The organism is Desulfatitalea tepidiphila, from assembly GCF_001293685.1.
GTDB classification, from domain to species: Bacteria; Desulfobacterota; Desulfobacteria; order Desulfobacterales; family Desulfosarcinaceae; genus Desulfatitalea; species Desulfatitalea tepidiphila.
In genome coordinates, this window is record NZ_BCAG01000003.1 from 1,767,958 (window position 1) to 1,781,258 (window position 13,301).

The 13,301-nt window shown below is 53.7% G+C and carries 9 protein-coding genes and 1 tRNA gene; 1 reads left to right on the forward strand and 9 read right to left on the reverse strand.

Going from position 1 to position 13,301, the window contains the following annotated elements; all coding sequences use genetic code 11:
• From DFT_RS12555 to hisB, 5 genes are all read right to left on the reverse strand, one after another.
• A complete protein-coding gene (locus tag DFT_RS12555) occupies positions 1-846 on the reverse strand; it encodes a Nif3-like dinuclear metal center hexameric protein (protein WP_054031525.1) in 846 nt (281 codons plus the stop codon).
• 221 nt (positions 847-1,067) lie between these two features.
• A tRNA-Ile gene (locus tag DFT_RS12560) sits at positions 1,068-1,140 on the reverse strand.
• Positions 1,141-1,191: 51 nt separating this feature from the next.
• On the reverse strand, positions 1,192-2,961 hold the full coding sequence (gene rpoD / locus DFT_RS12565) for an RNA polymerase sigma factor RpoD (RefSeq protein WP_054032450.1): 1,770 nt from the start codon (positions 2,959-2,961) through the stop codon (positions 1,192-1,194).
• A 144-nt stretch (positions 2,962-3,105) separates the two neighbouring features.
• Positions 3,106-4,890, reverse strand: a complete 1,785-nt coding sequence (gene dnaG, locus DFT_RS12570) for a DNA primase (protein WP_161807145.1) — start codon at positions 4,888-4,890, stop codon at positions 3,106-3,108.
• A 260-nt stretch (positions 4,891-5,150) separates the two neighbouring features.
• Positions 5,151-5,738, reverse strand: coding sequence for an imidazoleglycerol-phosphate dehydratase HisB (gene hisB, locus DFT_RS12575; RefSeq protein ID WP_054031527.1), 588 nt, complete (start codon positions 5,736-5,738; stop codon positions 5,151-5,153).
• 385 nt (positions 5,739-6,123) lie between these two features.
• Between hisB and DFT_RS12580 the strand changes: the two genes are divergently transcribed.
• Entirely contained in the window at positions 6,124-7,863 is a 1,740-nt protein-coding gene (locus DFT_RS12580; RefSeq protein ID WP_305791181.1) for a YcaO-like family protein, read from the forward strand.
• A gap of 2 nt (positions 7,864-7,865) precedes the next feature.
• On the opposite strand, the gene DFT_RS12585 is transcribed toward DFT_RS12580, so the two are convergent.
• The 4 genes from DFT_RS12585 to DFT_RS12600 form a co-directional block, all read right to left on the reverse strand.
• A complete protein-coding gene (locus tag DFT_RS12585) occupies positions 7,866-8,666 on the reverse strand; it encodes a ParA family protein (RefSeq protein ID WP_054031528.1) in 801 nt (266 codons plus the stop codon).
• A 12-nt stretch (positions 8,667-8,678) separates the two neighbouring features.
• Positions 8,679-10,931, reverse strand: coding sequence for a dynamin family protein (locus DFT_RS12590; RefSeq protein ID WP_054031529.1), 2,253 nt, complete (start codon positions 10,929-10,931; stop codon positions 8,679-8,681).
• A gap of 574 nt (positions 10,932-11,505) precedes the next feature.
• Positions 11,506-12,075, reverse strand: coding sequence for a YqgE/AlgH family protein (locus tag DFT_RS12595; RefSeq protein ID WP_054031530.1), 570 nt, complete (start codon positions 12,073-12,075; stop codon positions 11,506-11,508).
• 106 nt (positions 12,076-12,181) lie between these two features.
• Positions 12,182-13,189, reverse strand: a complete 1,008-nt coding sequence (locus DFT_RS12600) for a DUF3187 family protein (protein WP_054031531.1) — start codon at positions 13,187-13,189, stop codon at positions 12,182-12,184.
• Positions 13,190-13,301 lie beyond the last annotated feature (112 nt).

Consider the following 13,301-nt stretch of genomic DNA (forward strand, 5'->3'; position numbering starts at 1 on the left):
CTATTCAATCCACTTGAAAGGATCACGTTCGATGCGACAGGGTTCGATGTCAACCGACCAGCCTGCATGGCGGGCCGCCTGCCTCAAATGGGCGACCAACGGATCGATGAAAATGTGCTCCGATGCAAAATGGCCCACATCGATCATCGCCCGGCCATCATCTTCGACCCTTCTGGCGTCATGATATCGCAGATCGCCGGTCAGGTAGACCTGGGCGTCGCTGTCGAGAAACGCATCGAGTAAACTCGATCCCGAACCGGAACAGACCGCGATGCGATCGACCATCGATTCGGGCTCCCCGACGATTTTCACGGCCCGAAGCTTGAACCGGATCCTGATCCTATGGGCCAACTCAGCCAGGGTCAGCGGCTGCGCCAATCGCCCGAGGCGTCCCATTCCAGCCGTCGCCCCGCCCTGCCCGCCGGCTTCGCTGGCATCCAAAGGCACCATCGGCACGAGATCGTGAAGTCCGATGAGGCCGGCCAAAATATGATTCAGCCCTTCTGATGCACTGTCCAGGTTGGTATGGGCCGAATAGATAGCCATACGGCCGGTCAGGGCAGTCTCGACGATTTTACCGACGGGCGTTTCCACATCTATGGACCGCAACGGTTTGAAAAGCAAGGGGTGGTGAGTAACAAGTAGATCGACTTTTTGGTCGGCCGCCTCCCGTACCACCTCCAGAAGCGGATCCAAGGCGATCCAGACCTTTTTGACCGGCCATTGCAAGGAACCCACCTGCAGGCCGCAGTTGTCCCATTGCTCAGCCAATACAGGCGGCGCAAGGTCTTCGATCACACTGACGATATCGCCGGCCACGGGCTGAATGGCGGAATCTGTGCTCATGCGGCGCTCTCCTTTTTGGCACTGGCTCTATATCATTTTAAACATCTATTGCAATGACATATTGAAATCGACCGACCGGAGGAAAAACCGCCCTCCATGCCCGGCCCCTATCTGGACAACGGGTGGCAAAAGCGAAACGGTGTGCTGGGAGACCCGGTGATCGGGCTTTTGAAGGGAAGACGAAGCGCAGCTTGGACAAAGCAAATGATCAGAACGAAAAGTGGGCCCACCTGGGCTCGAACCAGGGACCGACCGGTTATGAGCCGGTGGCTCTACCAACTGAGCTATGGGCCCTTTGAAAATGCAGGCTTCTATTATCGGTCGCCTGCCGCTTTGTCAAGCATCCTAGTTTTCGATGAAGCTTTTGAGCTTCCGGCTTCGCGTCGGATGCCTCAATTTACGCAAGGCCTTGGCTTCGATCTGGCGAATACGCTCCCGGGTGACGGTAAAATCCTGACCGACCTCCTCCAGAGTGTGGTCCGCTTTCTCTCCGATACCGAACCGCATGCGCAGCACTTTTTCCTCCCTGGGCGTTAGGGTGGCCAACACCTTGCGGGTCTGTTCGGCGAGGTTCAGGCTGACCGCTGCATCGGAGGGCAGCATAAACTTCTTGTCTTCGATAAAGTCGCCTAAATGGCTGTCTTCCTCCTCGCCGATGGGCGTCTCCAGGGAAATGGGTTCACGGGCGATCTTCAGCACCTTGCGAACCTTGTCCAATGGGATCTCCATCTTCTCCGCGATCTCTTCGGGACGAGGCTCACGCCCCATCTCCTGCACCAGGTATCGGGAGGTGCGTATCAGCTTATTGATCGTCTCGATCATATGAACGGGTATACGAATCGTACGCGCCTGATCGGCAATGGCCCGGGTGATAGCTTGTCTAATCCACCACGTGGCGTAGGTGCTGAATTTGTAGCCGCGCCGGTATTCGAACTTGTCCACCGCTTTCATCAGGCCGATGTTGCCTTCCTGAATCAGGTCAAGGAATTGAAGTCCCCGATTGGTGTATTTTTTGGCGATGCTGACCACGAGGCGGAGGTTGGCCTTTATGAGTTCGCTTTTGGCCAACTTGGCCCGTGTGCGCCCCTCATCCACATTGGACAATATACGCTTGAGAATTCGACTGTTGGCTTTTATCTCGTTTTCACGAGAGAGGATCTGCGTCTGCATATCGCTCAGGTGGCCGAAAAGCGACTCCAGATCCTTGCGGGTCATATCACACTGCCCGGAGGCCATTTTGACGAAACGCGTTTTGGAGGCCAGATTTTCGCGAAAACTGGCCACCGGCACATTCAAAGACTCGGCGGTTGCGGTGATCACTCTGTTCATGGCGTCGAACCAATCGATCAGGTTGCGAATATCCTCTTCGATCTGATCGATGATACTCCCTTCGAGACGCCAATCTTTGAGCATATCGAATATTTTCTGGTTTCGACGCGAAATGCAACGTCGAATCCGGCGTTGCTCTTCGGTTTTCATTTTACCGTTGGCATCGAACAACTGCTCCCTGAAGCCCATGTTTTCCGAATGGATCTCGGAGATGCCCTTGATCGTCGTCATGAAAGACTCGATTTGAACGACCTCGTCCTGATAGGTATCCCCTTCGTCCACATCTCTCAGCACATGCTTGGGTCGCAACAGGCCGCTTTCGATCCGACGCCCGAGATCCAGTATAAAATCGACACCGATGGTGGTTTCCAGCAATGCCTTAAGGACATCCTGCTCGCCAGCCTCGATCTTTTTCGCTATCTCGACTTCGCCCTCGCGACTGAGCAAGGTGACCAGTCCCATTTCGCGTAGATACATCTTTACCGGATCGGTCACCGAACCATAATCGGACATGCCCGAATCGTCCAACTTGGCTTCTGCAGCCGCCTTTTTGGACTTGGTCTTGGTCAGGTTCTGATTGTTCTCATCGATGATATCGATACCCAAATCGTCAAACATAATCAGTGTTTCGTCCATCTGTTCGCCCGAGAGCATGTCGTCGGGCAGTGCACCGTTGATTTCATCATATGTGAGAAAACCTTGTTTTTTACCCTGTGCGATCAGCGCTTTCATGGCCTTTTCGCTCACACTTTTTGCGCTTTTGGCATCTCCGGTCGAATCTGACATCGCTTCTATCTCGGTCGCTTCAGTCTGCGAAGTTGTCCCTTTCTTGGCCGAACCTTGACGGGTCGCATCCTTGCCGGCAGCATTCTTGGTCTGGGTATCAAGCTTGGTCTTTTTTGCCATTTGAATGAGCCTCCTGCACACTGCTTACGAATTGATCAATCCCCTTGCCGCCTGTCGTTGTTTCTCCATCAGCAACGTTTCCACCAATTCCCTGTCATTATTTTTTTCAGCGAGCTCTATCTTGCGCTGCAAATCCTGTGTGATCCGTCGTTTGGACCGGGATTCGAATTGTGCGAGCACGCGCTCGCATCCTTGCCGGTCCCACCGGCATTCTGTCATGGCCAGCTGGGCCACGAGGTTTCTGTAGTGCGGATCTTCGATCGCCGATACAAGATTCGATGTACGTTCTTGTTCGATATTGCCCTGATTCGCGATCATCTGCCCAATCAGTTTCAGTTTGGCATCTTCGAAGGCATCCAGCAGATTCCTTCCGATGATCTCCGAAATCATCGGCGGGTAGCAGAGCATCATCCCAATGATTTGCAGCTCGAGACGGCTTGCCTCCGGCATCGACACCCCCGGTCGAACGTTCGTTTGAGACCGTCCAGATCCCTGAAGCTTTCCCGCCGCTTGGCGGATCTTCTCCAGCAGCGCCGTCTCATCGATGTCGAGTCGTTCAGAGAGCTGCTTGATATATAACGTTCGCACCACAGCGTCCTGGACCGATGCCAATACCTCCTGGACGTCGTTAATGACCCGAATTTTACCCTCCAGGGTCAGACCGTGCCGTTTGATCGCCGCTTCCATGAGGAACTGCACCATTCCCAGGCCGTTATCGGCGAATTTCAGAAAATCATCAGGGCCGAATTCTCTCAAAAAGGTATCCGGATCATGCCCCGTCGGCAAAACGATCACGCGGGCATCCAGGAATCCTTCCTCAAAAATCGGCACGCTGCGTTGGGCGGCCTTAATGCCTGCCTGGTCCGAATCAAATACCAGGTAGACCCTGCCCTCCTGGCCGACCATCCCCTTCAGTGCCTGCACATGCTCCGGTGTCAGGGCCGTGCCCAGGGTCGCCACACTGTTTTCCAGACCATACAAATGCATGGCCAATACGTCAAAATAGCCCTCGACGACGAAAACCCGACCCGAAGCACGGGCGGCCTGATTGGCCTTCTGAATACCGTAAAGTCCCCTTCCCTTGTTAAAAATCGGGGTTTCAGGCGAATTGAGATACTTCGGCTTTTCGTCGGTCATGATCCGTCCGCCGAATCCCAACACCTGCTGGTTGACATTCATGATCGGGAACAGCACACGGTCGCGAAACCGATCGTAATACCCATTGCCGTCCTTACGGGGGATGACCAGCCCCGCCTTTTCCAACAGCGTCGCGGGTACGTTTTTGCCACTGAAATAGTTGAGTAGACCATCCCATCGGGGCGGTGCATACCCCAATTGATAACCGGTGATGATCTTGCGGGTCATCCCCCGCCCGATCAGGTAGCTCATCGCCTTGGCGCCCTTTTGGGCGTCCGTGAGATTCGCATGGAAAAAATGCATGGCCATCTCGTTGATGCGAAAGAGCTTTTCCTTCTCGCTGGCCTGGATTTTCTGGGCGGGCGTGAGCTGATCATCGGGCACCTCGATGCCATATTTTCCCGCAACCGCGCGAACCGCGTCGGGGAATGAAAGCCCCTCTTTCTGCATCAAAAAACTGAAGACATTCCCGCCCACATGACATCCGAAACAATAGAACATCTGCTTTTCGGGGCTTACGGTAAAGGAGGGAGTTTTCTCGGCATGAAATGGACACAATCCCAAATGGTTACGACCTGCCTTTTTAAGTACGACGTATTCTGAAATCACATCGACAATATTGGCGGCATTTTTTATTCTCTGGATTGTGTCGTCTGGAATAGAACGTACCAAGAACCGCGCCCTCCATTCTGACGGACCAGGGTCAAGCCTTAAACCAGGGCAGGAGCATCGATTGATGCCGGTTCGAATCGTATTAAGGGTCCGCCAAGGGACCGAATTCTGTTTGTTTCAAAGCTGTCGCCGGCATGGGCACACCATCCTGAAAATTAAAATTCGCGATACTATCCAATCCGCGAAGCTCTGTCAATAGTCCGCTTGAAACGCGAATATAATCACGATTCAAATCGATGTAACCGTCATCGAAGGATTTTTTACATCGTGCCCTTGGACGAAGGCACCCCTTTGACGCTGCTGTCCATTGACGACGCCTGACGCAGAGCGCGTCCCAGGCCCTTGAAAGCCGCTTCGATCATATGGTGCCAATTATCCCCATATGCAAAATGCAGGTGCAGGTTCAAGCCTGCTTTATATGCAAATGCCCTGAAAAACTCCGACGCGAGAGTCGTGTCGAAATCGTTCTGACGAGGTACGCGCTCCGGTAAAAGGAACTTAAGGTAGGGCCTGTTGGATAAATCGATGATGACCGTTGTCAGGGCATCGTCCATGGGGATGGCCGCGTAGCCGTATCTGCATATGCCGCGGCGATCTCCAAGCGCCTGACTGAGCGCATCCCCCAAAACCAGACCGACATCCTCGACCGTATGGTGAAAATCCACCTGGATATCACCCCGGGCCGCGATTTCGAGATCCAATTGCCCATGCACCGCCAGCAATGTCAGCATGTGATCGAAAAAACCGATCCCCGTGTCGATTTCATAGAATCCGGTGCCATCCAGGTTCAATTTGATGCGGATCTGGGTCTCCTTGGTCTTTCGTTCAAGTTCGGCGTTGCGCTTCATGAATCATCCTTTTATATGGAAGATTTTGGTGCTGGCAGGCTGGCATCTGTTTTCCGACGCATCGTGGGTATTCTTCTAACCCATTGTGTTTTATAAAGCAAGTGGATAGCCGGACCGTTCCAGACCAAAAGAAGAGGGTTGATTTCATTCCTCCGTACCAGTAAGTCGGAGCGGTTGCTTCCAAAACGCGGTGCGTCGCTTTTGAAGGCATGCTAAACAGTGTCCGTCCACAAATAGGCAAATTGGGTCGAGATCAAGGCGCGCGGGAAATTTAACCGCAGGCATATGGTCGATATTCCGAGGATTGAATTTTTCGCGCAACGCCGATATCGGGCCAATTGGTCATTTGTGGATGGGCACTGAATAATTTCAGGAGACACGAACGATGAAAATGAATCCCATCCACCTCAACGATGCCCACAAAACCTACCAGCATGACCAGGATAAGGTCATGACGCCCGAAACCACCATTGCCCGCTTCAAGCAGCGGCTCGCCGAAAGCGGGCTGCATATCCTCGAGGACATTGTGCGCATCGACAACGGTCGTCTCGGCATTCCGGTCTACTTCAGCGTGTGCGGCGACGAGGCGCGGGAAATCATAGGTAAAAACAAACAGATGGGAAAAGGTGCCACGCCGCTTCAGTCCCAGGCCAGCGCGGTCATGGAATTGGGGGAGCGATTCAGCCTTTTCAGTTTCATGCGCGACGGTGACAATTTTATGACCGCTCCGCGAAACGCCCTTCGTGAACCGGCAATGAGTCTTGACCAGATCGCGCTTTCCGTTTCAGACCAATCGGAGGATCTGCCGATCGCCCTCGATATCTTCGATACGTTGCCGCTCAAATGGACCTGGTCCTATAACCTGACCTTGGACAGGTCCGTGCTCGTACCGTTTGACTGGTTCTGGACCATCAACGAGTTCAACGGCTCTTCGGCCGGCAACTGTGTCGAGGAGGCCGTCTGCCAGGGCATATGCGAAGTGGTCGAACGCCATGTATCTGCCCTGGTCAGCAGAAATCGGCTAAAGGTGCCGCGCATTGCAGAACATTCCATCAAAGACCCTGTGGCGCTGGAATTGTTGTCCAAATTTAAACAGGCTGGAGTTGAACTGTGCCTGTCTGATTTCACTCTTGAAATGGGCATCCCCTCCATTGCTGCGCTGGCCTGGGACCCGGGGACGTTCCCTGAAAAAAGCGAAATCGTCTGGACCGCCGGCACCACACCGAACCCGGCCAAAGCGCTCTGCCGTGCTCTGACGGAAGTCGCCCAACTGGCGGGCGATTTCAACAGCGGCGGAAATTACGTGGCCAGTGGGCTGCCAAAATTCAACGCGTTGGCGCAAGCCGATTATGTCATCGATCCAGGGCATGACATCGAATTACATAAATTGCCGGATTTGAGCGATATCAACATTAAAATCGAAGTCCAGCGCCTGGTCGGCACCCTGGCTGAAAAAGGGATGCAGGTCAACGTGATCGATGTTCACCACCCAAAGCTCAAGATTCCTGCCTTTTACACCATCATTCCCGGCGCCCTGTTCCGAGAGCGCGCGGCGCAACCGACGGTCGCCATGATCTGTGCGAAAATCATCTATCAAAACTTCGCCCCGGCATCGGCAAGAAAGGCGTTGCTGGACATGGAAAAAAAATTACCGAATAAGTACTACCTCCATTTCTACCTGTCCCAGATCGACCTGAACACAGGAAATTATCCCGGGGCGATCGCCCGGCTGAACCGGGCCGTTGAGCTGGGGCCTGGGAACGAAGATCTGGCTAGTATTTATACGTATTTAGGGGTGTGTCACAAGGAGCTGGGTAACTATGGAGAAGCGCTGGCGGCATTGAATCATGCCGATGGAATCGACTCCGAGCGCACCGACACACTCAACTTGATGGGTGTATGCCATTACAAGTTGTCCGCTTTTGAGGAGGCTATTGCCAGCTTTAAACGGGTCGTCGCCTTGAATCCGAGCTCGGCCATCGATTATGCCAACCTGGGGGTGAACTACCGCGCCATCGGCGACAAGGCCAGAGCCATCGAATATTTTCAACTGGCCCTGAGCCTGGATCCCAACATCGAGTTCGCACAGAGCCATCTGGCGGAATTGGGGGGTGCGCCGAAATAACGTTATTCCGTGCTATCCGCCAAGATGCCAAACTTTTCCAGGAGCTCATCGGCCAGGTTTCTATAATCCACCGACCCAAAACTGCCTTTGCGGTAGAAAACGACCGGCCGGCAGACATCGGCGCTCTCCGCAATGGTGGTGTTGGCTCGCACGGCCGTGCGAAATACCAGATCCCGGTAATTCTCATCCGTTTTCAACTGATCGAGAATCCGCTGACTCACGCGCGTGCGAGAATCATAAAATGTCGGTACGATGCCCAGAATGGAAATGTACGGATTGATGGTTTCCTTTACCGCAGAGATGGTATCGAACAGTTCTTCAAGGGCGGCATAGGCGTAAGGATGAGTCTGGCACGGCACCAACACATGCCGGGCATAGGTAAAAACATTGACCGTCAACAGGGACAGACTGGGTGGCGTATCCAGAAGGACGAAGTCATACTCCTCGGGTAAATCCGCCAGGGCTTCCTTGAGCAGGTTTTCTCTTCCGACCACATCCGCCAGCTCGACTTCCGACCCGGAAAGATCGACATGGGATGGCAGTAAATCCAGTCCCTGCCAGGCGGTTTGGACAATCGCCTCGGCCGCCTTCGCCGGCGATTCCCGATCGAGGATGTCATACACCGTCGGGGCACCTTCTTCCGGCTCAACCCCCAACCCTTTGGTCGCGTTCGCCTGGGGATCCATGTCGACCAGCAGCACCTTCTGCTGCTTAAGCGAAAGAGCCGCGCCCAGGTTGATGACCGTGACGGTTTTGCCAACGCCCCCTTTTTCGTTCGCAACAGCAATGGTCCGAGTCTTCATTCTCTGCTCCTCCTAATGTGTGTCAACGATCAATTTCCCTACATCCCCGCGGATCCCCTCCAGTTTTCCAAGCACCTCGGCGACAGCCTCCTCGATGACTTGCAAGGCCTGGTCGGTGCGCGCTTTGTCCTCGTGCTGATCTTCAACCGTACCAACGATGCCCTTCAAATCGCCCAGATAGGCGCCGAATTGTTCGGTAAGCGTTTCGTGCAAACGGTTTCCCGCCATTTCGGTCAGTCGCTGCACGTACTGGAACTTGATATTCTCCTTATAGTCTCTAAAATGAGCTTCGATGGAACGCTCGGTTTCGGACTTCATTCTGCGGATGCCATCCTTCAGCGCCTTGAGTTCCTCGACCCTTTTTGAATCGATCGACTGACGCAACAGCTTGCGAATGAGACGGGCCAAAGAGTAAAAACCAAGCCGCATGACGGCCTCGGTTTTGATGTAGGCGCCATATCTCATGGTGGCGGCAGCCGGCGGCAGCGTGATGCCGTTCATCTGCTTGACATTTTCGAGCTCGTCAAATGGTCGCAAAGCGCCTTTGACCGACGAACCGGGAATACCCATCTGCCTGAGCACTTCGTCGAAGCGTTCCAATGCATCGACCACCATGGCCTCATAAGGCTCTCCGATCATGTGGAGCTCTTCCTGTAAACGCTTCTCCACCTGCTGAATCTCCCCCATGATATCCGGGTTCACCTTTTCGGCCATGAATCCGTCCACGGCCTGCTTCAGATCCTGAAAAACGAGATAGAGGGTGTGGGTGAAACCCGAATTGGCCAGTTGTTCCTGGTAATGGGACAAGTCGATCTGGTATTCACGAACAAAGGCGCCGACCTTTTTGACAATCGGTCCGCTGGACGGATCGAGAAATCGGTCCACCTCTTTTTTCAGGTCCTGGCTGAGTTTACGGGCGGCGCCGTTGAGGGTGGTTTGAATCAAAGATTGAACTTGCAGCATGTGCAGTTGATGCATCTGCAATTTTTCCACCATGGCACGCGCTTCCCCGGCGTCCCGCCGAAAAAGGTCCCGATGGAGCTGGACCCACTGGTTGAGCCCGTTGGCCGTCAAGTTCATATGCGACAGCTGGTTTTGGAGCAGCAGCGCCCAGCGCTCGCGCGACAACTTGTTCTCCAAAAACGAAGTCAATCGAGCCGTTTCCTGGTTTGAAAACGCGACCAGTTCCTCTGCCTTGCGCCACTGCTCCAGCCGATCCTGGTCTCTGGGGCTCAGCGGTGAACGCGATCGATCGAACAGGTTATACAGGGCTGAAATGGTGAATATCTCAGGCGCCTCGACGACCAGCGACAACTCCTCCCGAACGCGTTTGACCAGGGTTTGCAGGTCCTCCAGGCTGTCGTGTTCGCTCAGATCGCAATTGCAGACAAACAGCATATTGCCGGCAATGCCCATTCTCTTGATGATGGATAAGAAGCGGATATCGGCCTGGCGCAACCCGGTCCGGCTGCTGATGACGTAAACGATCAAATGCGCTTTGAGTAAATAATCCTGAATCATCGCGAGGTGAAGCGGATTGGGCGAGTCGCTGCCCTGGCAATCCGCCAACTCGATGTCTCGCTTCAGGATATCCCCGGGGACAGACAATTGCACATCCTTGAGATAGACGGCCAACGCGTCGCTGCCGACGAAATCGCGATGATCGGCAAATTGCCCATTATCGAATTCACGTGTCGAACTATCGGCCGAAATATACGACTGGATCTGCTCATAGCCTTTGACGTAGGAGGAAAGCAGCACCCCGTTTGCATTGAGACGGTCCTGGGAAATACGCATCTCGTGATCCAAGGCATCCAATGCCTTGGCCAGGTCTTCCCGATCCTGGGTTCGGCGGATGTCGAAATCATGATGCTCGGTGCGCCACTCTTCTGTAGGGAAAAGCACCAAAGCGTGTTTGATCTCCTCGTTTACTTCATCCCATGATTTAAAATAGAGGCGTGCACGCAGTAGCTCGCCCTGACGGACCCGGGTCACGAACGAGGTGACCACGCCGGCACCCCGTTTGAGGTAATCATCACTCAACAGAGCATTGACCAGAGTACTTTTACCCGACTTGATGGCGCCGACCGCGGCTATCCGAACCACATGCTCCCGCAAATGGCTGTCGATGTTGCCACACGATCGCTTCCATTGTTCGAAAACGGCCTGGTTCCCGTCGAGAATCGTTTCCGCCCGCTCGATCAATGCTTGCACTTCATGGTTGATATCGAGCATTGCTTCCTTGTATTTTTCGTAAGCATCCATTCATCCATCCGCCATAGGCATAGTTGAGCCCTCAGAATAGGTAACACTTCAATCCTGCAGCATATAGCAACGCTCGCATACCCTTGTCAAAACCTTAACCTTTGCCACGTTCGGTGTGCTATCCTCGGGCTAACCTCGGGCTATCCTCGAATTGATCGGCAAGTCCCGGCCCGACCAAATATAATGGTTTGTTAATTCTATGATTTTATGATATTAAGATCTTCAATCGATCGGAGATGGAGACCTGATAAGGCGCCATTCAAATTATGCGAGGACTGCAAATTCATGTCTGAAAAGAATCCCGAGTGCCCCTTGTATAACCCTTTAAACTGCAAGGAATATTACAATCCGAAACTGTGCGCTTTCGTGCGTAAAGATAAAATGTGCTTGAAAAAGAAAAAGCCCAAGCAAAAGCATAAAATATCAGAGGACGAGGATGAATGATTCATTGTCCGAGGTTTTTCCCCATGCGCTCTAACCCCCATTTTTAGTTCAAAAGCATTCCGCCATCGCCATCCCCCATCCAGCCATAACAACCTCTCCCTTGTCGATCATGATCGAGGATACGCGCAACTCAGGCATGCCCGCCGCTGTCGGAAAGCAGCTGCGGATCGATGCCCAATCGACGGATGGCGCGTTCCCACTTCTCTTCCTCAGGGCATTTGAAAATGATCTCATCATCACATTCGCTGACCAGCCATGCATTCTGTGAGAGCTCCCATTCAAGTTGACCGGGAGCCCATCCGGCGCATCCGAGGCAGACCAGAAAATCGCCCGGCCCCACGCCCTTGGCAATGGCTTCCAGGATGGCGATCGAATTGCTCAGGGCCAGGGTGTCATTGATCTTGAGGCTCGTACCCCAGTCGAGGGGCGGGCCATGGAGGACGAATAGTTCATTCGAATGAACCGGCCCACCGACGTGGACGGGGATGGATGCAGCGCCTTCCACCGACACCATGCCCAACTCGTCGAAAATCATCTTGCCATTCAGTCCATCATGGAGTTGGTTGATCACTATGCCGACCGCCCCCTCATCGGTGTGCTCTGAAATGCACGTCACGGATTGACGAAAATTGGGATCCTGGAGGGCCGGCATGGCCATGATGAAACAACCTTTGAACGAAGTGGGTTTAAAATCATCCATCTCGAAAGCGACTTTCTTTGGGGTTGGGTTAGGTTTCTTATATCAGATAAGGGCGATAAAGAAAACTTGGGGGGTATTGAATACTTCAGGCTGGACGTCGTCACCTTCAGTTGCCCACGCGGTGTGACCAGACCAATGCCAGGTGAAGATTGAAATCCGGAGCGGTTTGGGTGAAGAGGTCTTCACAGAATGCGACCTCGACACTCACGCGCTCGCTCAGAATCCGTCTGAATCCCAAGGTGAGTTCTACCGCGCCGTCGTCCAGAAGGGAAATGCCGGTTTCCTCTATGGGTGTGGAAGAGTAATTGAGCTGTGCGTACCAGCGCCAACGGGGCCCGGCGATATAGGACGCTCCGCCAAAAAGGCTGAAGCTCTCCTTTGCGGACACATCCGCGCCGCGGGTTTCAGGATCGGCGTGCCAAATATAACCCGGCATTAGATAAAACGCCCAACGCCTTCCCTCCCACTGGGTCGGCACAAAGAGACCGGCGTCAACACGGCCGCTGCCGTATCCCCGCTTTTCATCGCCGATCGGCAATTTGATGCTGCCCACCAACGAACCGATCCAGCTGCCGGATCCATTGATCTCGAACAGATGCATTTGGCCGGAAAGAGTAGCGTCCGCCCAACTGAAGCCATCCGTATCGCCTTGAATCCAGGTGCGTCCGTTCTTGCGCATCTCGTAGGCAAAACGGTTGTCCGGCCGCTCTTCCCGGCCGTAATTGGAAAACCCGAAAGCATCGTGATAGTTTTCGAGAAATCCGTCCAGGAAACCGCTGTTCATGCTTACCAGGGGCACCTGGACGCCGATGGAAAACTTCCGTGTCAAGCCATATACCATGGATACGTCTACCACACCCAACTCCATATCCACCAGGGCCGACCAACCGTCTTGCCGTTCGTTGACATAGACGCTGCTGTAATCGACGGCGATGGTGGTTTGAAATGCGCCCTTTGCGGGCAAGCGGGCATCGGTGGGCCTCGGGGTCAAAAAAATCAAGTGGAGTGGAAACCGGTTCTGAACTTGCAGGGGACCTTGAGCCTGCGCACCGGCGGCACTTCCGAACAGGATCAGTACGATCACGCAGCGGATCAAGCCATTCATGGGTCGCATAAGGATAAGACCTGTGCATGGGAGAATCGCGTCCAGTAAAGCCTCAGTGCCCATCCACAAATGTCCAATTGGCCCGATATCGGCGTTGCACGAAAAATTTAATCCTCGGAAT